This window comes from Pseudomonas kribbensis, from assembly GCF_003352185.1.
GTDB classification, from domain to species: domain Bacteria; phylum Pseudomonadota; class Gammaproteobacteria; order Pseudomonadales; family Pseudomonadaceae; genus Aquipseudomonas; species Aquipseudomonas kribbensis.
In genome coordinates, this window is sequence record NZ_CP029608.1 from 1481852 (window position 1) to 1504574 (window position 22723).

General features: G+C 62.0%; 24 protein-coding genes. 11 read left to right on the top strand and 13 right to left on the bottom strand.

Translation table 11 applies throughout. The features are described 5' to 3' along the window. Nucleotides 1-34: 34 nt before the first annotated feature. The 4 genes from DLD99_RS06810 to DLD99_RS06825 form a co-directional block, all read right to left on the bottom strand. Nucleotides 35-1720 carry an ATP-dependent DNA ligase gene (locus DLD99_RS06810; RefSeq protein ID WP_114881697.1) on the bottom strand — a complete coding sequence of 562 codons (1686 nt, stop codon included), beginning with the start codon at nucleotides 1718-1720 and terminating at the stop codon, nucleotides 35-37. Continuing rightward, on the bottom strand, nucleotides 1717-2751 hold the full coding sequence (locus DLD99_RS06815) for a ligase-associated DNA damage response exonuclease (protein ID WP_114881698.1): 1035 nt from the start codon (nucleotides 2749-2751) through the stop codon (nucleotides 1717-1719). Before DLD99_RS06815 ends, DLD99_RS06810 begins: the two co-directional genes overlap by 4 nt. Nucleotides 2752-2875: 124 nt before the next feature. After that, entirely contained in the window at nucleotides 2876-5326 is a 2451-nt protein-coding gene (locus tag DLD99_RS06820; protein WP_114881699.1) for a penicillin acylase family protein, read from the bottom strand. Nucleotides 5327-5470: 144 nt separating this feature from the next. Beyond that, a complete protein-coding gene (locus DLD99_RS06825) occupies nucleotides 5471-6115 on the bottom strand; it encodes a glutathione binding-like protein (RefSeq protein ID WP_114881700.1) in 645 nt (214 codons plus the stop codon). A gap of 138 nt (nucleotides 6116-6253) precedes the next feature. On the opposite strand from DLD99_RS06825, the gene DLD99_RS06830 reads away from it, so the two are divergent. Then, a complete protein-coding gene (locus DLD99_RS06830; protein ID WP_114886610.1) occupies nucleotides 6254-6817 on the top strand; it encodes a cysteine hydrolase family protein in 564 nt (187 codons plus the stop codon). Nucleotides 6818-6959: 142 nt separating this feature from the next. On the opposite strand, the gene DLD99_RS06835 is transcribed toward DLD99_RS06830, so the two are convergent. From DLD99_RS06835 to DLD99_RS06850, 4 genes are read right to left on the bottom strand one after another with little or no spacing between them, the layout of a single operon-like run. Next, nucleotides 6960-7163 carry an SEC-C metal-binding domain-containing protein gene (locus DLD99_RS06835; RefSeq protein WP_003198420.1) on the bottom strand — a complete coding sequence of 68 codons (204 nt, stop codon included), beginning with the start codon at nucleotides 7161-7163 and terminating at the stop codon, nucleotides 6960-6962. A gap of 5 nt (nucleotides 7164-7168) precedes the next feature. Then, nucleotides 7169-7654 (bottom strand): LEA/WHy family protein, encoded by a 486-nt coding sequence (locus tag DLD99_RS06840; RefSeq protein ID WP_114881701.1) that lies wholly within the window; start codon nucleotides 7652-7654, stop codon nucleotides 7169-7171. A 41-nt stretch (nucleotides 7655-7695) separates the two neighbouring features. Then, entirely contained in the window at nucleotides 7696-8172 is a 477-nt protein-coding gene (locus DLD99_RS06845; RefSeq protein ID WP_085712932.1) for a YchJ family protein, read from the bottom strand. 4 nt (nucleotides 8173-8176) lie between these two features. After that, nucleotides 8177-8674, bottom strand: a complete 498-nt coding sequence (locus tag DLD99_RS06850; protein WP_114881702.1) for a DUF6231 family protein — start codon at nucleotides 8672-8674, stop codon at nucleotides 8177-8179. 199 nt (nucleotides 8675-8873) lie between these two features. Between DLD99_RS06850 and DLD99_RS06855 the strand changes: the two genes are divergently transcribed. The 4 genes from DLD99_RS06855 (at nucleotide 8874) to DLD99_RS06870 (ending at nucleotide 11573) form a co-directional block, all read left to right on the top strand. Further along, nucleotides 8874-9569, top strand: coding sequence for a PA1041 family peptidoglycan-binding anchor lipoprotein (locus DLD99_RS06855; protein WP_085712933.1), 696 nt, complete (start codon nucleotides 8874-8876; stop codon nucleotides 9567-9569). Between the two features lie 88 nt (nucleotides 9570-9657). Beyond that, nucleotides 9658-10380 (top strand): PA1041 family peptidoglycan-binding anchor lipoprotein, encoded by a 723-nt coding sequence (locus tag DLD99_RS06860; RefSeq protein WP_114881703.1) that lies wholly within the window; start codon nucleotides 9658-9660, stop codon nucleotides 10378-10380. A 163-nt stretch (nucleotides 10381-10543) separates the two neighbouring features. Next, nucleotides 10544-10822 carry a DUF1145 domain-containing protein gene (locus tag DLD99_RS06865; protein WP_114881704.1) on the top strand — a complete coding sequence of 93 codons (279 nt, stop codon included), beginning with the start codon at nucleotides 10544-10546 and terminating at the stop codon, nucleotides 10820-10822. Next, nucleotides 10815-11573 (top strand): collagen pro alpha-chain precursor, encoded by a 759-nt coding sequence (locus DLD99_RS06870; RefSeq protein ID WP_085712936.1) that lies wholly within the window; start codon nucleotides 10815-10817, stop codon nucleotides 11571-11573. Before DLD99_RS06865 ends, DLD99_RS06870 begins: the two co-directional genes overlap by 8 nt. A gap of 50 nt (nucleotides 11574-11623) precedes the next feature. Here the strand turns inward: DLD99_RS06870 and DLD99_RS06875 are convergent, their stop codons facing one another. Continuing rightward, nucleotides 11624-12088 carry a CopD family protein gene (locus DLD99_RS06875; RefSeq protein WP_114881705.1) on the bottom strand — a complete coding sequence of 155 codons (465 nt, stop codon included), beginning with the start codon at nucleotides 12086-12088 and terminating at the stop codon, nucleotides 11624-11626. Between the two features lie 98 nt (nucleotides 12089-12186). On the opposite strand from DLD99_RS06875, the gene dinG reads away from it, so the two are divergent. The 5 genes from dinG to pdxH all read left to right on the top strand — a co-directional run bounded on the left by dinG (nucleotide 12187) and on the right by pdxH (nucleotide 19907). Further along, nucleotides 12187-14331: an ATP-dependent DNA helicase DinG gene (gene dinG / locus DLD99_RS06880; RefSeq protein ID WP_114881706.1), complete on the top strand. Its 2145-nt coding sequence runs from the start codon at nucleotides 12187-12189 to the stop codon at nucleotides 14329-14331. Between the two features lie 95 nt (nucleotides 14332-14426). Further along, the gene (locus tag DLD99_RS06885; protein ID WP_114881707.1) at nucleotides 14427-16784 is read left to right on the top strand and encodes a beta-galactosidase; all 2358 of its coding nucleotides are present in this window, start codon (nucleotides 14427-14429) and stop codon (nucleotides 16782-16784) included. Between the two features lie 94 nt (nucleotides 16785-16878). Next, a complete protein-coding gene (locus DLD99_RS06890) occupies nucleotides 16879-18024 on the top strand; it encodes a serine hydrolase domain-containing protein (RefSeq protein ID WP_085712940.1) in 1146 nt (381 codons plus the stop codon). Nucleotides 18025-18137: 113 nt separating this feature from the next. Continuing rightward, nucleotides 18138-19235 carry an OmpA family protein gene (locus DLD99_RS06895; RefSeq protein ID WP_114881708.1) on the top strand — a complete coding sequence of 366 codons (1098 nt, stop codon included), beginning with the start codon at nucleotides 18138-18140 and terminating at the stop codon, nucleotides 19233-19235. A 24-nt stretch (nucleotides 19236-19259) separates the two neighbouring features. After that, nucleotides 19260-19907, top strand: a complete 648-nt coding sequence (gene pdxH, locus DLD99_RS06900; RefSeq protein WP_114881709.1) for a pyridoxamine 5'-phosphate oxidase — start codon at nucleotides 19260-19262, stop codon at nucleotides 19905-19907. Nucleotides 19908-19912: 5 nt separating this feature from the next. Here the strand turns inward: pdxH and DLD99_RS06905 are convergent, their stop codons facing one another. Continuing rightward, complete coding sequence (locus DLD99_RS06905; RefSeq protein ID WP_114881710.1) at nucleotides 19913-20149, bottom strand: hypothetical protein; 237 nt, start codon at nucleotides 20147-20149, stop codon at nucleotides 19913-19915. Nucleotides 20150-20317: 168 nt separating this feature from the next. Between DLD99_RS06905 and DLD99_RS06910 the strand changes: the two genes are divergently transcribed. Further along, nucleotides 20318-20782, top strand: coding sequence for an outer membrane lipoprotein (locus DLD99_RS06910; protein ID WP_007969461.1), 465 nt, complete (start codon nucleotides 20318-20320; stop codon nucleotides 20780-20782). Between the two features lie 67 nt (nucleotides 20783-20849). Here DLD99_RS06910 and DLD99_RS29615 read toward each other — a convergent pair whose 3' ends face one another. The 3 genes from DLD99_RS29615 to DLD99_RS06925 are packed head-to-tail and all read right to left on the bottom strand — an operon-like array spanning nucleotide 20850 to nucleotide 22641. Continuing rightward, nucleotides 20850-21107 (bottom strand): DUF7683 domain-containing protein, encoded by a 258-nt coding sequence (locus tag DLD99_RS29615; RefSeq protein WP_114881711.1) that lies wholly within the window; start codon nucleotides 21105-21107, stop codon nucleotides 20850-20852. Between the two features lie 48 nt (nucleotides 21108-21155). Continuing rightward, on the bottom strand, nucleotides 21156-21410 hold the full coding sequence (locus DLD99_RS06920; protein WP_114881712.1) for a colicin E3-like toxin immunity protein: 255 nt from the start codon (nucleotides 21408-21410) through the stop codon (nucleotides 21156-21158). A gap of 7 nt (nucleotides 21411-21417) precedes the next feature. Then, nucleotides 21418-22641, bottom strand: a complete 1224-nt coding sequence (locus tag DLD99_RS06925; RefSeq protein WP_114881713.1) for a colicin E3/pyocin S6 family cytotoxin — start codon at nucleotides 22639-22641, stop codon at nucleotides 21418-21420. Between the last annotated feature and the right edge of the window lie 82 nt (nucleotides 22642-22723).

Sequence of the window (22723 nt, forward strand, 5' to 3'; positions counted from 1 at the left end):
TGGGAGTGATCAGATTGAGCATCGGGAGGAGGGATCAGACCAGCAGATTTTGCAAGGTCGCCAGGTTGTCGGCTTCTTCCACAGTCTTGTCCTGGCGCCAGCGCAGCATGCGCGGGAAGCGCACGGCGATGCCGCTCTTGTGCCGGCGCGACAGGGCGATGCCTTCGAAACCCAGTTCGAACACCAGGCTCGGTGTCACGCTGCTGACCGGGCCGAATTTTTCCACGGTGGTCTTGCGCACAATGCTGTCGACCTCGCGCATTTCCTCGTCGGTCAGGCCGGAATAGGCCTTGGCGAATGGCACCAGGGCGCGGGCGCTGGAACCGGGCGGCCCGTCCCACACCGCAAACGTGTAATCGCTGTAGAGGCTGGCACGCCGGCCATGGCCGCGCTGGGCGTAAATCAGCACGGCGTCGACACTGAACGGGTCGACTTTCCATTTCCACCAGACGCCCATGTCCTTGGTGCGCCCGACGCCGTACATCGCGTCGCGGGCCTTGAGCATCATGCCTTCGACCCCCAGTCGCCGGGAGGCTTCGCGCTGCCGGGCGAGGTCGAACCAGTCGCTGCCGGTCAGCACGGGGGAGGGCAGCAGCACCGGGTTGTTGCACCGGGCGATGACCTGTTCCAGTTGTTCTCGCCGTTTGATCTGCGGCTGGTTGCGCCAGTCTTCGCCCTGCCATTCCAAAAGGTCGTAGGCGAGGACCACCACCGGTACGTCTTCGAGGATCTTCCTGTCCAGGGTCTTGCGACCGATCCGTTGCTGGAGCAGGGCGAAAGGTTGCACCGCCGGTGGCGCCGTCGAATCAGGATCAAAGGCTTCGGCGTCAGGCCGGGTGTTTTTCCAGACCACGATTTCGCCGTCGATCACCGTGCCGTCAGGCAAGCCTTCAACCAGCGAATCGAGTTCGGGAAAACGTTCGGTCACCAGTTCCTCGCCACGGGACCAGATCCATAGTCGCCCGTCGCGCTTGACCACTTGGGCGCGAATGCCGTCCCACTTCCACTCCACCTGCCAGTTGCTGGCCGGGCCGAGCAAGTCTTCGAACTGCTCGACCGGTTGCGACAGGCCGTGGGCGAGAAAGAACGGATACGGCTGGCCGCCGCGCTGGGCGTGTTCGTCGCTGGACTCGGGGGCGATCAGTTTCAGGTAGCTGGCGGCGTCCGGCCGGTTGGACAAGTCGGTGTAACCCACCAGCCGTTGCGCCACGCGTTTGCTGTCCAGCCCGGCCATCGAGGCCAGGGCACGGGTCACCAGCAATTTGGACACACCGACGCGGAAACTGCCGGTGATCAGTTTGATGCACAGCATCAGGCTCGGCCGGTCCAGTTGCGCCCACAGCGCCGGCAACTGACGAGCGAGGTATTCCGGGGTTTCACCGCGCAGCGGCAACAGCTTGTGCTCGATCCATTCGGCGAGGCCGGCTTCGGAGGTGTGCGGGTTTTCCGGGAGTACCAGCGAAATGGTTTCCGCCAGATCGCCGACCGCCTGATAGCTTTCCTCGAACAGCCATGGCGTGAGTCCGGACACTTCGACGGCGAGTTCGCGCAGGATCCGTACCGGCACCAGTTGTCGTGGCCGTCCGCCGGACAGAAAGTACACCGCCCACGCGGCATCTTGCGGTTCCGCCTGGGCGAAGTAGGCCTGCATGGCTGCGAGTTTCGCGTTGCTGGAGGTGGTGGCGTCGAGTTCGGCGTACAACCCGGCGAAGTCTTTCATGGTTGCACCTCGGCAACGGTGGGTTCGACGGCGAGGTTGTCCTGTTCATCATCGCCGTATTCGGTGTTGAAGCCTTGGGCATCCAGCCCTTTTTCGCGCAGGTGGCGGACCAGCACACCAATCGAGCCGTGGGTGACCATCACCCGCTCGGCACCGGTCTGTTCGATGGCCCACAACAGGCCGGGCCAGTCGGCGTGATCGGAAAGCACGAAACCGCGATCCACGCCGCGCCGCCGACGGGTGCCACGCAAGCGCATCCAGCCGCTGGCGAAGCTGTCGCTGTAGTCGCCGAAACGCCGCATCCAGCTGCTGCCGCCGGCCGAAGGCGGGGCGATGACCAGCGCCTGACGCATCAGCGGATCGTTTTTCTTCACGTCGCCGGCGTAGATCGTCGACGGTAGATACACCCCGGCCTCGCGGTAGACCCGGTTCAGCGGTTCCACCGCGCCGTGGCTGAGGATCGGGCCGAGGGTTTCGTCGATGCCGTGGAGGATGCGCTGGGCCTTGCCGAAGGAATAGCAGAACAGCACGCTGGTTTTGCCGGCTTCGATATTGGCCTGCCACCACTGATTGATCTCGCCAAACACCTGCGCCTGCGGCTGCCAGCGGTAGATCGGCAGGCCGAAGGTCGATTCGGTGATGAAGGTGTGGCAGCGCACCGGTTCGAAGGGCGCACAGGTGCCGTCGGGTTCGATCTTGTAGTCGCCGGAAGCGACCCAGACTTCGCCGCCATATTCGAGCCGTACCTGAGCCGAGCCCAGAACGTGTCCGGCAGGGTGAAAACTCAAGGTGACGCCGTGGTGGGTCAGGCGCCGGCCGTACTCAAGTGATTGCAGGTTGATGTCCTGACCGAGACGCGCACGCAGAATGCCTTCGCCGGCGCTGGCCGCCAGATAATGCGCGTTGCCGGTGCGGGCGTGATCGCCGTGGGCATGGGTGATCACCGCGCGCTCGACCGGGCGCCACGGATCGATATAGAAGTCCCCGGCGGGGCAGTACAGGCCTTCGGGGCGGGCGATAACAAGGTCCATGGCGTTACCGGAATGGAGGGACTTGTTAGCTATGAGGTTTGGGCGAAGTCAGAAGTTCGATTGATTTTGCGGGTCATGCAAAACCCGTGTGGGAGCCGGGCTGGCTCCCACACGGGGATCGCATTTACTTGCCGGGAGTCAGCGTCAACCGCGTCTTCCCATACACCCGCTCAAAGTTCTGCGGCTGCATCGGCAAGCCGATGTACTGGCCCTTGAGCCACGGATCGATTCCGTTGAGGTAGTTCGGACTGGCCGGGTTACCCGATTGCCCCGTGCCGTTCTGGCCCATCAGCGGTTCACTCTGGCTGAAGTCGACGATGAAACGCATCGACGGCGCACGGGTGGTGTTGAAGTCCTGCCCCCAGGCAAATGCCGCGGTGTTCAGGGTGGTGTGGTCGCCTCCCGCTGCGATTGGACCGCGAACGGTCTGGCCGTTGGCATTTTTCCATTCGTAGCGGTGCAGTTTGCCCCACTGCCAGGCTTTGCGGTCGCCACCCAGTTGACTGTCGCCGGCGCTGATCGCCGCCGCCAGACTGCGGGCGAGGATCGTCGGCTTGTCTTCTTTCTGCGGCGTGCGGGCGTCGTCCCAGAACGGACTGTCCTCGCGGCCCAGCAAGTGATCGGCCTGCGCCGAGTAGGACAAGTCGCCGTTGGCGATAAACGCTTTCCACGCCGGGCTGTTCTGCGGGCCGAGTTCGTCGAGGAAAATCTGCTTCATGCTTTCCTGCAGGAACAACTCGTAGATCGCCGCGTCGGCCGAAGTCGGGCTGAGCTTGCCGTCGAATGCCATCAGTCGGGTGTAGGCTTCGCGGGCCTTGCTGCGGTCGGCTTCCGGCAGAGCGTCGATCGCCTGTTTCAGCGGCTGCGCCATGCCCGGGGCTTCGAACATTTTCTTCAGCTTGGCGGCGAAGGTGGTGGTCTGGTCGTACTGCATGGCGATCATGCTGCGGCCGTCCTGTTTACCGCTGCCGGCCAGTTCCGCGAGGCGCTCGCCACGCTCCGGCGCGGCCCAGGAATTGGACAGTTGCATACCGTAGCCGTGAGGAATGACGCGCTGGTTGGCGGTGCCGAGCCAGCCTTGCGCCGGATCCTGATCGTACGGGTGCAGCATCGGGTCGGCGTAACCGTCCCAGTCGTAGCGACCGTCCCAGCCCGGCGACGGCAACAGGCCTTCGCCTTCGCGGCGGTTCGGGAAACGCCCGGTGACTTGCCAGCCGATGTTGCTGGCGTCGGCAAACACTAGGTTCAGCGCGATGGCACGGATTTCCCGGCTGGCGTCCGAAGCGCGTTCAGCGGTTTGCGCGCGGCTCAGATCGAAAAACGCATCGAGGGATTTGTCGTCGGTGAAGCTCGGCGTCTGCAAGGCCAGGCCGAAACCTGCGCCTTGAGCAGCGGCCTGGGAACTGTTGAGCAGCGCGCCGTGGCGGGTTTCGTACACCGCTTCGCGAATCGGCCGCTGGCCTTTGACGAAATAGGTTTCGTTGCGCACGCCCAGTGGCTGCCATTTGCCGTTGACCTCGTAGGTCAGGCTGCTGCCCTGGCGTCGGATTTTTTCCAGGAACAGGTCCTGGTTGTCACCGAAGACGCTGGTCGCGCTCCACGCCACTTTGCCGTTGAAACCACCGAGCACCATTGGCAGACCGGCCACGGTCACGCCGGCGGCCTGGTATTTCGGTGCGTGAATCTGCACGAAACTCCACAGCGACGGCGCGGCCAGCGGGCCATGACTGTCGCTGGCCAGCAGGCTCTTGCCGCTGCGGCTGCGTTGCGGGGCAATCGCCCAGTTGTTCGAAGTGCTGGCGCCGAGCAGGTTCATCGCCGCCAGTTGTTCGCTGGCGTTGCTCAGCTCGCTCAAGCCGGGAATCTGCCCGTTGAGCTTGATGCCTTGCAGCTTGTCGGCTTCGGCCACCGGCAGGTTTTCGTCGGGGGCGGAAGGGGTCAGCCAGGCGAGCTTGTCGGTGGTGACAGTCTGCGCCAGCACCAGCGAAGCGATTTCTTCCGGCAGGTTGGCCGACTGGCTGAAGTTCAGCAGGCAGAAAATCAGCGCCGAGTCCTCAGGTTTCCAGTATTCAGGCTTGTAGCCGCTGGAGGCCAGATCCCCCGGCAACTTGTCGGCGTAGCGGAACAGGTAGGCGTTGACGCCCCGGGCATAGACTTCGAAGAAGCGCTTGAGCCGTGGCGACGACGCCTTGTACAGCTCGCCGGCGCTTTTCTTCAGGTTGACGGCGCGCATGTAGCGGTCGGCGTCGAGCATCGACGCCCCGGACATTTCCGCCAGACGCCCCTGGGCCAGCAGGCGCAGGGTGACCATCTGATTGATGCGGTCGCTGGCGTGCACATAACCGAGGGCGAACAAGGCGTCGTGGAAGCTGTTGCTTTCGATCAGCGGCATGCCCATGGCATTGCGGCGTACCGAAACGTTCTGCGCCAGGCCCTTGAGCGGCTGTACACCGGAGGTCGGCGGGAGGGAGTCCTGAGCGTTCCAGGTCTGGCAACCGGAGAGGCTCAAGACACCGGTCACTGCTGCGGCAACGCCGAACCGGGGAAGAAAATGTGAAAGGGCTGGCGAGGCCATGGCAAAGCTCCTGCGGGGGTGTAGAGGCTGGGGGCGCAATAAAGCCGCTACGTTAGTGAGCAGGAGGGGGCCGCGCAAGCGGGGCAAGCGGTTATTTCTTCCCGTTGATCGTTCCCGCGAACGGGAACGATCAGGCCGGGTCACTCAAGCCTTCGGCGGATTGATCTTCTGCACCAGCGCGTAGGCCTTCACGGTCGCCGGGCGATCCTTGATGTGGTTGAACCAGCGCAGCACGTTCGGGAAGTCTTCGAGGTTCTGGCTCTGCCATTTGTGCGAGACGATCCACGGGTAGATCGCCATGTCGGCGATGCTGTATTCGCTGCCGGCAACGAACTCATGGTTGGCCAGTTGCTTGTCCAGCACCCCGTACAAACGTGCGGTTTCATCGATGTAGCGCTTGATCGCGTAGGGGATTTTTTCCGGGGCGAACTGGCTGAAGTGATGGTTCTGCCCGGCCATCGGCCCCAGCCCGCCCATCTGCCAGAACAGCCATTGCAGCGCCACCTGACGGCCACGCAGATCCTTGGGCAGGAACTTCCCGGTCTTTTCCGCGAGGTACAGCAGGATGGCGCCGGACTCGAACAGCGACAACGGTTCGCCGCCATCGGCCGGCTCATGATCGACGATGGCCGGAATGCGATTGTTCGGCGCGATCTTCAGGAAGTGCGGCTGGAACTGCTCGCCCTGGCTGATGTTGATCGGGTGCACGTTGTAGCGCAGGCCGGCCTCTTCGAGGAACAGGGAAATCTTGTGGCCGTTGGGCGTGGTCCAGTAATACAGGTCGATCATGGAAAGCTCCAAATCAGGAAGGGTACGGACAGCAAACGCCGGCTTCAGGTTGTCCTGTGTGCGTTCGATAGCTTGCTTAGTGACAGGAGGTGATGCTCAAGTACGGGAAATTCAATGACCCGCGTGAGAAAAATCGCCATGGAGCTTCAGGCCAACGCTGCACTGATTATCATCGACCAGCAAAAGGGCATTCTGGAGCCGCGTCTGGGGCGGCGGAATAATCCGTTGGCCGAACAACGGATCCTCGATCTGCTGGACTTTTGGCGGCGCAGCGGGCGGCCGGTGACTCACGTGCAGCACCTGTCGCGCTCGCCGGATTCGGTGTTCTGGCCAGAACAGTCCGGGGTGGAATTTCAGGACAGGTTTCTGCCGCAGGATGGCGAGTGGCTGATCCAGAAACAGGTGCCGGATGCGTTTTGTGCGACGGGGCTTGAAGTGAAATTGCGTGACGCGGGGATCGGACAATTGGTCATCGTCGGTGTGGCGACCAACAACTCGGTGGAGTCCACGGCGCGCACGGCGGGCAATCTGGGGTTCGAGACGTGGGTGGCGGAGGATGCGTGCTTTACCTTCGACAAGGCCGATTATTTCGGCACGCCGCGTTCGGCTGAAGAGGTGCATGCCATGTCGCTGGGGAATCTGCATGGGGAGTATGCGACGGTGGTCAGCAGCGCTGAAATTCTTGCGGAAGTCTTATACTGATCGGGGGAAGTTGCTGGCCTCATCGCTGGCAAGCCAGCTCCCACATTTGACCGAGTTGCTCCTGGCGGAACGCGATCCCTGTGGGAGCGAGCTTGCTCGCGATTGGCGGTGTATCAGGCGAAGAAAGTCTTCGCCTGATACATCAAGCGCCGTGGCACTTCTTGAACTTCTTGCCGTTGCCGCACGGGCAAGGGTCGTTGCGGCCGACGTCTTTCAGGGCGTTGCGCACCGGCTCCTGGTGGGCGTGGCCGCAGTTCGGGCCGTGGACATGGCCATGGTCGTGATCATGGTGATGGTCATGATCGTGGTTGCAGTCTGGGCCATGGACATGAGGTTGCTGGGTCATCGGGGTCACTCCGTAATCAAATCGGCGGGGATTATCACGCCATTGCGTTCCAGGTGCACGTAGTGAGCGATGAATAAACCGGTTTCCATCTCGCCTTGCAGCCGGTAGGGAACCTGCTGGTGCGGATTCTTCAGCATTTTCACCACGTCCTTGACCTTCGGCCACAGGTTGGTGCGGATCGGCACCTTATAGAAAGCACTGCTTTTGGCCCCGACGGTGATCCAGTGCTCATGCTCGCCCTCGGCCAGCAGCATGTCCGCCAGATGTACGCGGTATTCGAGGCCGCGCACGGTCAGCTCACTGTCATTGGGATTGTCGATGCGAAAGTGCAGGATGAATTTCTGCTCCAGCAACTTGGCGCGCATCACTTCGACTTTCACCAGATGCACGGCGGGGTCGAGGGTGTCGTCGGCGAACCATGAGGCACAGCCGCCGAGCCCGAGAAACAGCAGCAGCGTGAAGGCTTTGAATGTGTGCCATTGACCGACCATCGCAGAACTCCCTTTTGCGCCCAGTCTAGTCGCCACTCACCTCATGCGCCGAAATAGCCCGCGCAACACTTCTTGAACTTCTGCCCGCTGGCGCAAGGGCAGCTGTCGTTGCGCCCGAGCTTGAGCTGCACGGTCGGGTCGATGAAGTACCAGCGCCCGCCGTTCTGCACGAACGAGGAGCGCTCGCGGTGACTGTGCTCACCCTGGCTGTCGTGCCAGCGCGCGGTGAAGGTGACGAAGGCGTGTTCCGGCTGGCCGCCGAAGACTTCCGAACTCTCGACGTTGAGGCCTAGCCAGGTGCTCGATGCACTCCAGTTGCTGATCGACTGGCGATCGAGCCCGGCCTGCTGAGCGGGAAGGGTGGTCGCCACCAGATAATCAATCAGGCCCAGCACGTAGGCGCTGTAGCGCGAACGCATCAGGGCTTCGGCGCACGGTGCCGGATGGCCCGCATGATAATGGCCGCAGCAGGCATCCAGCAGGTTGCCGCTGCCGCAGGGGCAAATGGCTGTACTCATTGCATTACCACCAGTATTTCCCGAAGTTTTCCGGATTGGCCCAGAACCGCGAATTGAGCCAGTCGGGGACTTGTTTGTAGTCAAGCAGATCATAGGTGAACAGCGTCAGCACCTGTTCATCCCGGGCGAAGCGTTCGCTGGCCTGGAGGGCGAGCGAATAGAAATCGGTTTCCTGCCAGCCGCTGGCCGGCAGGTCGGCCAGCACGGCGATGCGGCTGGCGTTGAGATTGCGAATCCCGCCGAGCAGGTTCAGGCCTTCGCGCTTGGGCAGATGCTCCAGGCAATCGACCACCAGCGCGAGGTCGAAACGCTGTGCGGCGAGATCTGCGGGCAAGGCGCCGGGCGCGGCGTGAGCAACGCAAGTGTCCGGATGTGCAGCCTTGAAAGCGGCCAGTGCCGGAAATTCGCTGGCGCCGATCAGCAGCAGGCGTGCCGGGGCGTAGCGGTCGAGCAGAGCGGCCAACGCCTGCTGTGGCGTGCGGGAAGAAATCGCGACGTTCATCGAAGCTCCTCAATCAGATCGCCAAGACTAGCCTGCCCGAGCGTCGAGGCCTAGATCTCTGTTCTGCGGGTTTGCGGCAAATGCCTCGAAGTCCTGTGAACACGCTCGCAAACAGCAGTGGCCTATTGCTGGCGGAGATTAAAACTCCGGTCTTTACTCCCTGAATCGGTTCTAAGCCGATCCCTCAGGAGAAAACTAGATGAGCATAGTTCGGACAGCATTACCCTTGGTTCTGCTAACCAGTGTGTTGACTGGTTGCGCAGGTTTGCAGAAAACCGACTGGCCGACCTGTGCGGCAGTCGGTGGTGTCGTCGGTGCGGGTCTCGGGGCGACGGAAAGCTCTGCATGGGCAGGCTATGGCGCATTACTCGTCGGCGGTACGGCGGCAGCCTATTGCTGGGTGCACGGTGATGGCGATGAAGACGGCGACGGTGTGCCGGACAGTCGCGACAAGTGCCCGCACACGCCTCGCGGCACCAAGGTCGACGCAGACGGCTGCCCATTCCCGGCCCCTGCACCCGTGGTTGAAGAAGCTGTAGTGGTCAAGGAAGAAACCATCGTCATCCGCGATGTGCACTTCCAGTTCGACAAGGCCACCCTGACGCCTTCCGACAAGCTGGTTCTCGACAAGGTCGCCACGCGCCTGAAGCAGGAATCGAGCACAGCGCGGCTGACCGTGACCGGTCATACCGACAGCGTGGGCAGTGATGCCTACAACAAGAAACTGTCGGATCGTCGGGCGCACTCGGTGGTGGAATACCTGATCCATGACGGTGTGCCACGTTCAAGCTTCGTTTCGGTGACCGGTGCCGGTGAAAGCCAGCCAGTGGCGGACAACAAAACCGCCGATGGCCGCGCGCTGAACCGTCGCACGGAAATCAAAATCGAGCGTTGATGCCCTCGCATCCGCGGCTTGTGCAGTCGCGGATGCAGGTCTTTACTCCTGTGTAACCGGTATGGGCCGGTGACACAGGAGCTTTCATATGAGTGTTCTCTCACGGTCCGTCTTACCGGTGCTGCTGGCAGGCAGCCTGTTGACCGGCTGCGCTACCCACAGCGATGGCACTGCCCCCCTCAATCAACGTACCTGGCCGATCTGCAGCGTCATTGGCGGACTGGTCGGCGGCGGTCTCGGCGCCATTGAAAACGGTGGCTGGGCCGCAGGCGGCGCGGCACTGGGTATCCTCACCGGCGGGCTGATCTGTTATGCCCAGGATGGCGACGAAGACGGCGATGGCGTGTTCGACCGCCGCGACCGTTGCCCTGATACTCCACCGAACACACCGGTCGACCATCGCGGCTGTCCGCTGCCGCAATACCCGGTCACCGAGAAGCCGGTCGAACCGGCCCCGCAATCCGAAGTCATCACCCTGAGCGATGCCGGCAACGTGCTGTTCGCGTTCGACAAGTCCGACCTGACCCCGGCCGCGAAAAGCCAGCTGGATGCGCTGATGGACAAGTTGCGCAATGCCGACGTGGTGAGCATCAAGGTGATCGGCCACACCGACAGCAAGGGCACTGATGCCTACAACCAGGCTTTGTCGGAACGTCGCGCGAGCAGCGTGGCGGCCTACCTGCTGAGCCAGGGCCTGGCGCCGGAAAAACTCACCAGTGAAGGGCGTGGCGAGCGTGAACCGGTTGCCGACAACGAGACCGAAGAAGGGCGCGCGCAAAACCGTCGCGTGGAACTGCACATCAATCGCTAGGACTCTTCTGTAGTCCGCAGGCTAGAGCTGTCGGTCGACGATCATCGTCGAACCGACAGCCATCCGACGAGTGCCCGGAACTTTTTTATTTGCCCCTCTGGCTTATCCCGTACGGAAGCCGTTACTGTGCGCCCAAAGAATAATTCGCAACACGGGGGAGCGTATGAAGGTGTTCTGTGGGCTGGGGCGATTGTTGACCCTGGTGTTCTGCTGCGTGGTACTGGCCAATCAGCTGGTGCCGTTTGTTCATCCGTTGCATCTGCTGGTCAATCTGGCTGGCGTCCTGCTGCTGGCCATCCACCTCCTTGAAGTGCTGCTGTGCAACGCCAGCCTCAAGGGGCGGCCGCACCCATGGCGTGATCGTGGCCGTGTCCTGCTGTTCGGCGTTTTCCACCTGCAAACCATCCCGGCCCCGGCCGCTCCGGAGGCTTCCCATGCGTAAACTCTGCCTGCTCGCTGCATTCATCAGTCCCCTGGCCTGTGCCCAGGTGGTCAGTGTCGAAGCCAACTCCCTGATGCGTCTGCCCAACACGGCCAGCACGTTGCAGCTGGAAAAACTGGTGGTCGCCGATTACGGCACCTTGCTGGTGCCCTCGAACGTGACCGAGCTGAGCGTCGGCGAATTGCAGCTGGGCCACGAGGCACGTATTGCCATCGTGCCGGGCGAACAGGCGCTGGACATGAAAGTCATCCGCGCCCGGTTTGCCGACGGGAGCCGCATCACGGCCCACGGCGCGCCGGGCACTTATGAAAAAGCGGCTCGCGCCGGGCGTAACCTGAACCTGCAATTCAAGACGCTGGAGGCTCCACGGCTGATTGTCGATGCCCGTGGCGGCACCGGTGCGCCGGGTTTTGTCGGGCTCGACGGGGCCAACGGTCAGGAACCGGGCTGCACCTGGGGCCAGGCCGGGCACGGCTTCGACGGCAGTGATGGCAGCAACGGCCAGCCGGGTGCGCCGGGCGCGCTGGTGCGGCTGGAAGTGCCACGGGAGTTTCCGGCGGAGCTGATCAAGGTCGATGTGGCCGGTGGTGCCGGCGGGGCGGCAGGCCCGGGTGGCAAACCGGGCGCCGGTGGCAAGTCCAAGGGCTGCCTGGTGTATCGCGCCGATGGTGGCAAGAACGGCAAGCCGGGGGCTGACGGTCAGCCGGGGCCTGCCGGTGCGGCGGGTTCGGTTACGGTTCAGCGCCTGTAAGCGAATCGCTGTCTGATCGTTCCCGCGCTGCGGGAACGATCAGCAATACGTCAGAACGAAGGTCGCGCGGCTGCAATCGCCACCAGCAGCACGCCGACCAACAGATTGAACCCCACCACTTTGCGAATCCGTCCCAGCACCGCCGCACCCGCCGGCCAGTCCTTCGCTTCGACCGCCGTGCGCAATTCCGGCAGCATCAACCCCTGAACCCGGATGAACAGCGCGGTCATCACCACGTACAACCCCATCATCACCTGCACGTACTTCGGCGCGGTCTCAAAGCCGATGTGCTGCAGATGCAACATGCCCACCCCGGTCACCGGCAGCAGAATTACCGCACCCCACACCCAGCGGAAAAAACCTTGAAACACTTCCACCCACAGGGTCAGCCGTCCGGGGCCGTCCAAAGCCTTCACAGCCGCGGGGCGCAGCACCATCCAGGCGAAAAACATGCCGCCGACCCACACCAGGGCGGCGAGGACATGAAGGGGGTAAACGAGGCTAAAAGGTGTCATTGGGGTACTCCGTTCTGCGCGGGACTGATTAGCGGGGTATGATAGCCGCCGAACCGAACCACTGAAAATTTATCCAGCGTTTTTGCGCCCGACACTCAATGATCAGCACTGAACTCAAAACCACGATCCAGGGCGCCTACTCGCGTTTTCTAGAGGCCAAGAGCCTCAAGCCGCGTTACGGCCAGCGCCTGATGATCGCTGAAGTCGCCAAGGTCCTCGGGGATATCGACACCGACGACGAAGGCCGGCGCAGTGGCGACCCCGCGATTGTTGCGGTGGAAGCCGGCACCGGTACCGGCAAGACCGTGGCCTACAGCCTGGCCGCGATCCCCACGGCGAAACTCGCCGGCAAGCGCCTGGTGATCGCCACCGCGACCGTCGCCCTGCAGGAGCAGATCGTCTACAAGGATTTGCCCGACCTGATGCGCAACAGCGGGCTGAACTTCAGCTTCGCCCTGGCGAAGGGCCGTGGCCGCTACATGTGCCTGTCCAAGCTCGACATGCTGCTGCAGGAAGGCCACGCGCAAACCGCCACGGCGCAGCTGTTCGAAGAAGAAGGCTTCAAGATCGAGGTCGATGAGGCCAGCCAGAAGCTGTTCACCAGCATGATCGAGAAGCTCGCCGGCAATAAATGGGACGGCGACCGCGACAGCTGGCCCAACGCGCTGGAAGACGCCGACTGGGCGCGCCTGACCACCGATCACAGCCAGTGCACCAACCGTCATTGCCCGAACTTCGGCCAGTGCGCCTTCTACAAGGCCCGCGAAGGCATGGGCAAGGTCGACGTGATCGTCACCAACCACGACATGGTGCTGGCCGACCTGGCGCTGGGCGGCGGGGCAGTGTTGCCCGATCCGCGCGACACCATCTATGTGTTCGACGAAGGCCATCACCTGCCGGACAAGGCCATCGGCCACTTCGCCCATTACACGCGCCTGCGCTCCACCGCCGACTGGCTGGAAACCACCGCCAAGAACCTCACCAAACTGCTGGCCCAGCATCCGCTGCCGGGCGACCTCGGCAAGCTGATCGAGCAGGTGCCGGAGCTGGCGCGGGAGATCAAGACCCAGCAGCAATTCATGTTCACTGCGTGTGAACAGATCGCCGATTTCAAGCCCGGCGAAGATGTCGAAGGCCGCGAACGCCCGCGCCATCGTTTCATCGGCGGGGTGATTCCCGAGCACATGCGCGAGATGGGCATCGAGCTGAAAAAAGGCTACGCCCGTCTCAATGACCTGTTCACCCGTCTGACCGACCTGCTCAAGGAAGGCATGGACGGCGAGGTCAACATCGGCATCGCCAGCAACCAGGCCGAAGAATGGTATCCACTGTTCGGCAGCCTGTTGTCCCGTGCCTCCGGCAACTGGGAGCTGTGGACCGCGTTCACCGCCGAAGACCCGGAAGAGAGCCCGCCGATGGCCCGCTGGCTGACCCTGGCCGAAAGCGGTTCGCTGTTCGACATCGAGGTCAACGCCAGCCCGATCCTGGCCGCCGAAACCTTGCGCCGCAGCTTGTGGAACGTGGCCTATGGCTGTCTGGTGACCTCGGCGACATTGACCGCGCTCGGTACGTTCGACCGTTTCCGCATGCGCGCCGGCCTGCCGAAAAAAGCCGTCACCGCCGTGGTGCCGAGCCCGTTCCATCACGCCGATGCCGGTGTGTTGCGGGTGCCGGACCTGAAAGCCGACCCGCGTGATGCCGCCGCCCACACCGCCGCGATCATCCGCGATCTGCCGGAGCTGGTCGAAGGCTCGCGCGGCAGTCTGGTGCTGTTCTCGTCGCGTAAACAGATGCAGGACGTGTTCGACGGTCTCGACCGCGACTGGCGCAAACAAGTGTTCATTCAAGGCAACCTGTCGAAACAGGAAACCCTGAACAAACACAAGGCGCGGGTCGATGGCGGTGATTCCAGCGTGCTGTTCGGTCTTGCGAGTTTCGCCGAAGGGGTGGACTTGCCGGGTGCCTATTGTGAGCACGTGGTGATCGCCAAGATTCCGTTCTCGGTGCCGGACGATCCAGTCGAGGCCGCGCTGTCGGAATGGATCGAAGCCCGGGGCGGCAATCCGTTCATGGAAATCTCGGTGCCCGATGCCTCGCTGAAGCTGGTTCAGGCCTGTGGCCGTCTGTTGCGTACCGAAGAAGACCGCGGCACCATCACCTTGCTGGATCGGCGACTGGTCACCCAGCGCTATGGCAAGGCGATCCTCAATGCGTTGCCTCCTTTCCGTCGTGAAATATCCTGAGACATCGGTGGGCAGTTTTGCCCGCCGCGTTGTCTATCTCTACGCCATCGCTTTTCCATTGGCCATTGCTGGTCGTTAGGGAGAAATCCGTTCTCATGATTCGTCGTTCGTTGCCTGCCCTTTTTGCCCTGGTTTTCGCTGCGCCTCTGCTGGCGGCACCTGCCGGGCAGCAGACCTTGTTCAACTTTGTCCGCCCCGCCGACGTGGTGAAAGTGGCGACCGAAAACGCCGACCTGCCGCAAGCCAACGCCGAGCAGACCCCCGAGGGCGAAGTGCTGCGCCGGGTGACCTTCAACCCGGTGGCGCGTCCGACACTGCGCCTGACCCCGCAGACCGGTGCCTGGGACTGGTCGCAGTCCGGGATGATGAGCCTGCGCATTCAGAGCGCGATGAACTGGGCGGTGACCGTTTACGTACAGATCCAGAGCAACGACGGCAAGACCCTGGTCAGCCGCGTTGATCTGCCGGCCGGCCCGGCGCAGACCTTGCTCGTACCGTTGACCGCCACTTCGCCGCTGAGCCAGGGCATGAAAGCCGGGCCGTTGATGCCGATGACCATCGACGGGCAGCGCATCCTGCTGGCCAGCAGCAGCGGTGAGCTGGATCGCAGTCAGGTGGTATCCGTCAGCCTGTCGATGGATCAGCCGAAAGCCGCGCAAAGCCTGTTGCTGGAGCGCTTCGGCGTGCAGGACGAGGGCGAGGTGATCAAAGCCGCCTACGGCAATCTGGTGGATGCCTACGGTCAGTCGACCCGCAGCAAATGGCCGGAGAAAGTCGCCAACGACGAACAGCTGAAATCCGCCGCCGCCAGGGAACAGCAACAGCTGAAAACCTGGCTGGCCGAACGCGAAAAGTCGTCGCTGGACAAGTTCGGCGGCTTGAGCAAAGGCCCGACGTTCAAGGCCAGCGGCTTCTTCCGCACCGAAAAACTCGACGGTCGCTGGTATCTGGTGACGCCGGAGGGCCATCCGTTCTATTCCCTGGGCGTGAACACCGTCAGCCCCGAGGTCAATCAGACCTACGTCGCCGGGCGCGAGTACATGTTCGAGTCCCTGCCTAAACCCGACGAACCACTGGCCGTTCACTTCGGTGAAGGCGACAACCGTGGCGGCAACGGGGCCGATCAGGGCCGTGGCTACGGCAACGGACGCTGGTACGACTTCTATGGCGCCAACCTGCAGCGCCTGTACGGCGAACCTTGCGCGACGCCGGCGGCCACCGAGAAAGCGCCTGCCACCCCGTGCAAGGCCACCATCGACGAGCAGAAGTGGACCGCTCATACCCTCGACCGCCTGCAGGCGTGGGGCTTCAACACCGTCGGCAACTGGAGCGCACCGCAGCTGGGCGACGCCGAGCGCGTGCCGTACACCTTGCCGTTGTCGATCGTCGGCGATTACACCAGCATCAGCACCGGCAACGACTGGTGGGGCGGCATGCCTGACCCGTTCGATCCGCGTTTCGCCATGGCCACCGAACGCGCCGTGGCGATTGCCGCTCGCGATCACCGTGATGATCCGTGGCTGATCGGCTACTTCGCCGACAACGAACTGGCCTGGGCCGGTCCCGGTGATGACCCGAAATCGCGTTATGCGCTGGCCTACGGCACATTGAAAATGACCACCGACGTACCGGCCAAGCGTGCGTTCCTCAAGCAGTTGCGCGACAAGTACCGCAACCAGGCGGGGCTGTCGAAGGCCTGGGGTATCGATCTGCCGGCGTGGGAATTGATGGAAGACCCGGGTTTCGAGGCGCCGCTGCCGAATCCGGAGCACCCGGAAATCGAGGCTGACTTCAAATACTTCCAGAAGGTCTTCGCTGACACTTACTTCAAGACCATTTCCGACTCGCTGAAATGGCACGCGCCGAACCAGCTGTTGCTCGGTGGTCGCTTCGCCATCAGCACCCCGGAAGCCGTGGCCTCCTGCGCGCAGTATTGCGACGTGCTGAGCTTCAACATGTACACCCTGAAACCGCAGGACGGTTATGACTTCGCCGCGCTGCGCAGCCTCGACAAACCGGTGCTGATCACCGAGTTCAACTTCGGCTCCACCGATCGCGGCCCGTTCTGGGGCGGTGTGACGCCGTTGAACAAGGAAGAGGATCGTGGCCCGGCCTACGCCAACTTCCTCAAGCAGGCGTTGAGCGAGCCGTCGATTGTCGGCGTGCACTGGTTCCAGTACCTCGATCAACCGGTGACCGGACGTCTGCTCGATGGCGAAAACGGTCATTTCGGTCTGGTCGGCGTGACTGACTTGCCGTATCAGGGTTTCGTCGAAACCGTGCGCAAGAGCAATCTGGCGACCCTCGATCAACTCGGCAAAGAGGCCGAGAAAGCCGCTGCGGCGGCGGACAAGGCCGGTCACGAGACCGAAGGCGGCCGCAAGGGCGAAGCCGGCAAAGGCCCGGGGCAGGGCGCCGGCCATACCGGCGGGCACTCCGGCAACGGCCATTAAGGCAGGACCGCCCGGCCCGCCGCTGTTCCCAAAACCCTCAAGGGCTGGAACAATGCGGGCCACTTTGTAGAGCGTTTTCGCGGGGGAGTTGCGGGTGCAGATTCAGGGACATTACGAGCTTCAATTCGAAGCGGTGCGCGAAGCCTTCGCGGCACTGTTCGACGATCCCCAGGAACGTGGCGCCGCGTTGTGCATCCGGGTCGGCGGGGAAACCGTTCTCGATCTCTGGGCCGGCACCGCCGACAAGGACGGCAGCGAAGCCTGGCACAGCGACACCATCGCCAACCTGTTCTCCTGCACCAAGACCTTCACCGCTGTCACCGCGCTGCAACTGGTGGCCGAAGGCAAGCTGCAACTCGATGCGCCGGTCGCCCGTTACTGGCCGGAATTCGCGGCCGCCGGCAAGGAATCCGTCACTTTGCGCCAGTTGCTTTGCCATCAGGCCGGTCTGCCGGCCCTGCGCGAATTGCTGGCGCCTGAAGCACTGTACGACTGGCAGACCATGGTCGATGCCCTCGCGGCGGAAGCACCGTGGTGGACGCCGGGCACCGGTCACGGTTATGCCGCGATCACTTACGGCTGGCTGATCGGCGAGTTGCTGCGCCGAGCCGACGGCCGTGGGCCGGGTGAATCCATTGTGGCACGGGTCGCCAAACCGCTTGGGCTGGATTTCCATGTCGGCCTGGCTGACGAAGAGTTCTACCGCGTCGCGCATATCGCCCGTGGCAAAGGCAATGTCGGCGATGCCGCCGCCCAGCGCCTGCTGCAAGTGACCATGCGTGAACCCACCGCCATGACCACCCGTGCCTTCACCAATCCGCCGTCGGTGCTCACCAGCACCAACAAGCCGGAATGGCGGCGCATGCAGCAACCGGCGGCCAACGGCCACGGCAATGCGCGCAGCCTGGCCGGGTTCTACGCCGGTCTGCTCGACGGCAGCCTGCTGGAAAGCGAAATGCTCGACGAACTGACCCGGGAACACAGCCTCGGCGAGGACAAGACCTTGCTGACCCGTACCCGTTTCGGTCTCGGTTGCATGCTCGATCAACCTGATGTGCCGAATGCCACCTATGGCCTCGGCCCACGGGCGTTTGGTCATCCAGGCGCGGGCGGTTCCATCGGTTTTGCTGATCCGGAGCACGATGTGGCCTTCGGATTTGTGACAAATACCCTGGGGCCGTACGTCTTGATGGATCCGCGTGCGCAGAAGCTGGCGCGGGTACTTGCCACTTGTCTGTAAAACGTTACTGGAGGTTCCAGGGCCGGAACCTCATTCGGCTTTTCGATTCAAAGCGTCTGTTTATCCGGGCGAAAGTCCTCTGATAGTCCATTACTAATTTTTGTGGGTTTCCAATGTCGTCCAAACAAACTCTCGCTCTGGCCCTGTGTTTCGCGATCACCGGTTGTGCACAGACTCCCAAGAATGACGCCGATGGCGGCAGCTGGTGGCCGTTCGGTTCCTCCGACAAGGTTGCGGCCAAGGAGCCGGCTCCAGCGCCTGCACCGGTGAAACCCGCCGCTACCGCCCCTGTCGCCAAGACCGAGAGCAGCAGCCACTGGTACTGGCCGTTCGGCTCCGACGATTCGGCTGACAAGGCCAAGGCCGACGTGAAGCCCGAAGTCAAACCGCAAGCCGCGCCTGCCGTTGTCGCCAAGGCTGATGTCGATACCGGCACCAAATGGTGGTGGCCGTTCGGCGGCAAGTCTCAGGACACCGCCAAAGCCGTGCCGATGCCTGACCCGAAAGTCACCCAGGCCTGGCTCGACGACTACGAGCCGCGCCTGCGCGACGCGATCAAGGGTAGCAACCTGCAATTCGAGCGCCGTGAAAACGTCCTCGTGGTAACCGCGCCGGTTGAAGGCTCGTTCAACCCGAAACGCCCGGCCATGCTGTTGCCGGTGACCCTGAGCCCGTTCACCAATATCGCCAAGATCCTCGAAGCCGACCCGAAAACCGCGGTCCTGGTGCTCGGCCACAGCGACAACGCCGGTGTTGCGGCAGACAACACCAAACTCAGCCAGGAACGTGCTCAGTCGGTGGCGGCAATCTTCCGCCTCAGCGGCTTGCAGCGTGATCGCCTGATGCTGCGCGGCATGGGCGCCGATGCCCCGCGTGCGGCCAACGACAGCGTTGAAGGCCGTGCCCTGAACCGTCGTGTCGAACTGCTGGTGACCCCGCAGAACACCATGGTCGCGCTGCTGAGCAAGTACAACATGCCGGCACCGAAGCCGGTGACCATGGTCGCTGCCCAGGACGTCAAGCCAGTCGCCAAGCCTGTGACTCCGGCACCTGCCGCGAAGAAAGCCGCTGTCCCGGCCACCAAAAAGGCACCGGCCAAGAAGGCCGCTGCCAAGGCGCCAGTGAAGAAGGCCCCGGCGAAGAAAACCGCTCCAGCCAAAGCCGCCGCCAGCGACAAGAAAGTCGCGGCGACCGACGCGGCAAAACAGTGATCCGCTAACGAAAAGGAATGCGCCATGACCCAGGCTCTGGCAGATATGCGTCGTGATTACACCCGGGATGGCCTGACCGAGGCGCAAGCCCCGGCCGAGCCTTTTGCGCTGTTCCACCAGTGGTTCGCCGACGCGGTGAAAACCGAGCAGGCGCCCGTGGAGGCCAACGCCATGACCCTGGCCACGGTCGATGCGGACGGGCGTCCGCACTGCCGCATTCTGCTGCTCAAGGGCCTGGACGAGCAGGGCTTCACCTTTTTCACCAACTACGAAAGCGCCAAGGGCCAGCATCTGGCCGCGAATCCGTTCGCGGCCATGACGTTCTTCTGGCCGACCCTGGAGCGTCAGGTGCGCATCGAAGGGCGAGTGGTGAAGGTCACGCCGCAAGAGTCCAACGCCTACTATCAAGTGCGTCCGCTGGGCAGCCGTCTGGGCGCGTGGGCTTCACCGCAGAGCCGGGTGATCAACGGCCGGGGTGAACTGGAAGATTTGCTCAAGGCCACCGAGCAACGCTTCACCGACACCCAGCCCGACTGCCCGGAACACTGGGGCGGTTACCGTTTGCTGCCGGAGCGCATCGAGTTCTGGCAAGGGCGCGCGAGCCGTCTGCACGATCGCCTCAACTACCGTTTGCAGGGCGCCGACTGGATTCTTGAACGTCTGGCACCTTAAGCAGTCTACCGAGCGGGATAGCCTGCCGCGGCGGCCTCAAGCCACTTCGGCAGGTCCCGACGCCTGACCTTCTGTGATCGGGCTTGCGCCAGCCGTTCGAGCATGTAGGCGCGTTTGCCTTCATCCTTGCCGGCCAGCGACAATGCCAGATCGCGGTCCATCCAGCGTTTGATCCGCACGTACAACCACCAGTGGAAGTACAAACCGGCGACGGTTGTGACGACAATGATGAAGTAATCCATGAAAATCCTTGGGGTCGGCGGCGCAAGCTCTGTATTTTGGCGCTACTGTTGGGTGAGTTCGTGGAGGCCCTGTACCGGGCCTGAATGAAACCAAATTTATCCGGGCGGCGCCGTGACAGGCGTCAAGCTGCGGAGTTTAATGAATACCTGTCCTTTGGAGTTGATCCTATGCGTAAGTCTGTTCTGCTGGTTGCTTCCTTTTCCACGATGGCGATGTTGCTTACCGGCTGCCAATCGAGCCTGACCGGTGACTCCTACTCCCGTGACGAAGCGCGTCGCGTGCAGACGATTCGCATGGGCACCATCGAATCCCTGCGTCCGGTGAAAATCGAAGGCACCAAGACCCCGATCGGCGGCGCTGCCGGTGCAGTGGTCGGCGGTGTCGGCGGCAGCGCCATCGGCGGCGGTAAAGGCAGCATCGTTGCAGCCGTTATCGGTGCCGTGGCCGGCGGCCTGATCGGTTCCGCCACCGAAGAAGGCCTGACCCGTACCCAGGGTGTTGAAATCACCGTGCGCGAAGACGACGGCAGCATGCGCGCCTACGTGCAGCAAGTGCAGGAGAACGAAGTGTTCCGCGTCGGTGAGCGCGTACGGATTTCGACTGTTGGCGGGACCAGCCGCGTTTCGCACTAAGCGGGAACGGGTGGTAAAGAAAAACCCCGATCAGGTGACTGGTCGGGGTTTTTTATTGAAAATTTATTTAATTACTTCCATAACAACCTAACTGAAAGTCGAATTGTGGGTCGAAAAACTCGGTTCCTATTAGATTTTCCAGTTCGGTTATTTTCTGACTGTCGAGGTCGTATCCATAAATTTCATCTTCTGGTTTAGTCCAGTTCATGATCTTTCTTAACTGCTCAATGTTTCCGTCTGGAATATTTACTTCAAAAACAAGAAGCTCAGTTTTCTTGTCGTAGGCTTCGATCGTGTGATTTAGTTTCGAGTATCGGCAAGTCATTCGGTGCACACCAGTTGAACAATATGCTCTGAAAGTCCCATCAAATATTCACCAGCTCTTTCTATACCGAAATGATATTTGATAGTCGTAAATGCTTTCGTCAAATTTGTGAGTGAAATAGGGTTGAAGGCGGGATACCCAATCAGTCCTGACATCAAAACCCCCATCATAGATTTCGCTTTCCGCCATCAAGCCCAAAGCCTCAATGATTGATCCGTCATCACCGAGATCGGCTGAATACTCCTTCCCCACAGATTGCTCGGATATTTTTTCGTACCAGTTCAGTCTTAATTTCAGTCCCATCACAGCCTCACAAGTACTTTTTAATATTTCGGTTCTTTTTGGGTGGATCTATCTGTTCACCCGTTATCGGATCAAAAGAGCCTAGATGGCTGCCATCACTTGCACGATAAGCTTCCAGTTCTCCGTGCAGCGAGTCCCATTCATAGATTGTCCTACCCTTATTGTCAGTCCAACGCTCTCGAAGCCCCGCGCCACCCTGTTTGGGTGTTTTCTTCTTGGCTTCCTTCAACCCCGGGAAACCCAATATTTCCTCAGTTTCAGGTGCTGAATGGTAGTCGTGATCCGGATTCGGAAGCTTTCTGCCAGTAAGGTTTAAAACAATATAAACCGGCCTGACCCCCGAGCCCGCCGGAAACACCAATATGAAATCCCGATACTTCGGCGGATAAACCGGATTCACCAGAATCCCGTCCGCCGCTTTCGTCGGCGGATACACCCAGATATGCGGTGCCTGCGGAGCGGCTTCCAGCGCGGGGATGCCGAGGATGTCGGAGCCGTCCACGGCGGGCGTCCAGATCAGTTCGGTGCCTTCGCCGAGGTCTGCAACAAACCGTTTACCGCGTGCGGTGAACTGCGCGACATCGACCATTTCCCAGTCGCGGTTCTTGCCGGTGTAGAAGCCATAGCCCTTGAGGCTGCCGTCGGCCTGCTGTTCGACGTGCAAGCGCACGCGGGTTCGAGCCTGTTTGAGGGCGAGCAACTGGTCTTCGGTGTAGAGGGCGCTGTCGCCCAGGTTCGATGGCATGAACATCGCCACCAGGCCGACCAGCGGGGCCACGACGGCGGCGGAGGCCATCGCGGGCAAAGCCTTGAACGCCTCACCGGCGAGAGCAAAGGTGCCCAGGCCAGCAGGAATGGCGGTGCCGCTGATTTTTTTGAGTGCAACGCCGCCGCTGTCATCGGCTTCACGTCCGCCGAGCAGGATCAGATCGCCGTAATCTTTCAGGCTGTCCGTCGGCACCATCCCCGAAGGATTCGAGTAATCGATGATCGCGTCCGGCAACTTGCAGGACTTGGCGAATACACAGCCGGCACGCACGGGCTCAGGCTTGTTCGCCGCGACCTCGCGACTTCGCTCGAAGGCCTCCTGCCGCGCCAACATGGCGTCGTACTTGTGTTGTCGCTCGTCCTGATCGGCCAGCTCGGTGGCTGTCAGGTAACGGTAGGTGACGTGATGCCCGTCGCCTGCCGGTGGGTTGGGAACCCGGGGAATGTCCTTTTGACCAGCCACTGATTGTCCTTTCGTTCATGCATCGGCAGCCCCTCGAAAGGGGCTGCACGACGTTAACGAAGCAGGAAAAGTGTGGCTGTAG

Coding starts and splice junctions, on each gene's coding strand:
- DLD99_RS06810 (WP_114881697.1), bottom strand. CDS start 1,720: ATGAAAGACTTCGCCGGGTTGTACGCCGAACTCGACGCCACCACCTCC.
- DLD99_RS06815 (WP_114881698.1), bottom strand. CDS start 2,751: ATGGACCTTGTTATCGCCCGCCCCGAAGGCCTGTACTGCCCCGCCGGG.
- DLD99_RS06820 (WP_114881699.1), bottom strand. CDS start 5,326: ATGGCCTCGCCAGCCCTTTCACATTTTCTTCCCCGGTTCGGCGTTGCC.
- DLD99_RS06825 (WP_114881700.1), bottom strand. CDS start 6,115: ATGATCGACCTGTATTACTGGACCACGCCCAACGGCCACAAGATTTCC.
- DLD99_RS06830 (WP_114886610.1), top strand. CDS start 6,254: ATGGAGCTTCAGGCCAACGCTGCACTGATTATCATCGACCAGCAAAAG.
- DLD99_RS06835 (WP_003198420.1), bottom strand. CDS start 7,163: ATGACCCAGCAACCTCATGTCCATGGCCCAGACTGCAACCACGATCAT.
- DLD99_RS06840 (WP_114881701.1), bottom strand. CDS start 7,654: ATGGTCGGTCAATGGCACACATTCAAAGCCTTCACGCTGCTGCTGTTT.
- DLD99_RS06845 (WP_085712932.1), bottom strand. CDS start 8,172: ATGAGTACAGCCATTTGCCCCTGCGGCAGCGGCAACCTGCTGGATGCC.
- DLD99_RS06850 (WP_114881702.1), bottom strand. CDS start 8,674: ATGAACGTCGCGATTTCTTCCCGCACGCCACAGCAGGCGTTGGCCGCT.
- DLD99_RS06855 (WP_085712933.1), top strand. CDS start 8,874: ATGAGCATAGTTCGGACAGCATTACCCTTGGTTCTGCTAACCAGTGTG.
- DLD99_RS06860 (WP_114881703.1), top strand. CDS start 9,658: ATGAGTGTTCTCTCACGGTCCGTCTTACCGGTGCTGCTGGCAGGCAGC.
- DLD99_RS06865 (WP_114881704.1), top strand. CDS start 10,544: ATGAAGGTGTTCTGTGGGCTGGGGCGATTGTTGACCCTGGTGTTCTGC.
- DLD99_RS06870 (WP_085712936.1), top strand. CDS start 10,815: ATGCGTAAACTCTGCCTGCTCGCTGCATTCATCAGTCCCCTGGCCTGT.
- DLD99_RS06875 (WP_114881705.1), bottom strand. CDS start 12,088: ATGACACCTTTTAGCCTCGTTTACCCCCTTCATGTCCTCGCCGCCCTG.
- dinG (WP_114881706.1), top strand. CDS start 12,187: ATGATCAGCACTGAACTCAAAACCACGATCCAGGGCGCCTACTCGCGT.
- DLD99_RS06885 (WP_114881707.1), top strand. CDS start 14,427: ATGATTCGTCGTTCGTTGCCTGCCCTTTTTGCCCTGGTTTTCGCTGCG.
- DLD99_RS06895 (WP_114881708.1), top strand. CDS start 18,138: ATGTCGTCCAAACAAACTCTCGCTCTGGCCCTGTGTTTCGCGATCACC.
- pdxH (WP_114881709.1), top strand. CDS start 19,260: ATGACCCAGGCTCTGGCAGATATGCGTCGTGATTACACCCGGGATGGC.
- DLD99_RS06905 (WP_114881710.1), bottom strand. CDS start 20,149: ATGGATTACTTCATCATTGTCGTCACAACCGTCGCCGGTTTGTACTTC.
- DLD99_RS06910 (WP_007969461.1), top strand. CDS start 20,318: ATGCGTAAGTCTGTTCTGCTGGTTGCTTCCTTTTCCACGATGGCGATG.
- DLD99_RS29615 (WP_114881711.1), bottom strand. CDS start 21,107: ATGACTTGCCGATACTCGAAACTAAATCACACGATCGAAGCCTACGAC.
- DLD99_RS06920 (WP_114881712.1), bottom strand. CDS start 21,410: ATGGGACTGAAATTAAGACTGAACTGGTACGAAAAAATATCCGAGCAA.